At 65.8% G+C, this 675-nt stretch carries 1 protein-coding gene; it reads left to right on the top strand.

The genetic code is table 11. The features are described from left to right. Positions 1 to 354: hypothetical protein (locus NKH71_RS33345; protein ID WP_352896633.1), on the top strand; the 354-nt coding region annotated here is incomplete at its 5' end. Positions 355 to 675 lie beyond the last annotated feature (321 nt).

Below are 675 nucleotides of genomic sequence, written 5' to 3'. Positions count from 1 at the left end.
CGCGACGAGACGCTCCTGGACCTCAAGCGCAAGCCTAGCCATGCCGGCTCCGAGGCCCTCCAAAGCCGAGGCGCGGTCTGCAGCCGATGCCAGCCGTTCGGCAATGGCCACAAGACGCTTCTGGAGGTTCGGCTCAAGCCCTGCCACGCCCGCTCCGAAATCCCTCAGGACCGAAGCGCGATTTTGCTCTCCGAGGCGCTCCGCGAGGCGCACAACTTCCTGCTGAAGGGCGGGCGCAAGCGACGCCACTTCCTGTGCGAATGCCGCAAGTCCCCAAACGCGCTGCTCGGCTTCGTTGATGCTGTTGGCGAGGACGAACAGGCGCTGCTGCAGGTCGGGGCGAAGTCCTGCTAGTGTGATGCCCCGCAGGGCGTAGACGCGATCCTCAGCTTCATGAAGTCCCTCGGCGAGGGCAACGAGCCGCTCCTGAAACTCGGGCGAGAGCCGTCCCACGCCGAGTCCGAGGCCCCATACGCCCAAAGAGCGATCGTACCCGTCAAGTCCCTCGGCGACCGTGACGAGACGCTCCTGTAGCTCAGCTGCAACTGCTGGTGCGCCACCTCCGAGGGCCTGCAAGGCCAAGCCGCGATGCTCGGGGTCCTGTAACCCCTCGACCAGCGCGACTAGACGCTCCTGGAGCTCGGGCATTAATCCTGCCAAGTTCGCTCCGATGCC

Origin of the sequence: Mesorhizobium sp. M0983 (assembly GCF_040318975.1) — a bacterium.
Taxonomy (GTDB): domain Bacteria; phylum Pseudomonadota; class Alphaproteobacteria; order Rhizobiales; family Rhizobiaceae; genus Mesorhizobium.
This window is presented reverse-complemented; position numbering and strand designations above follow the sequence as displayed.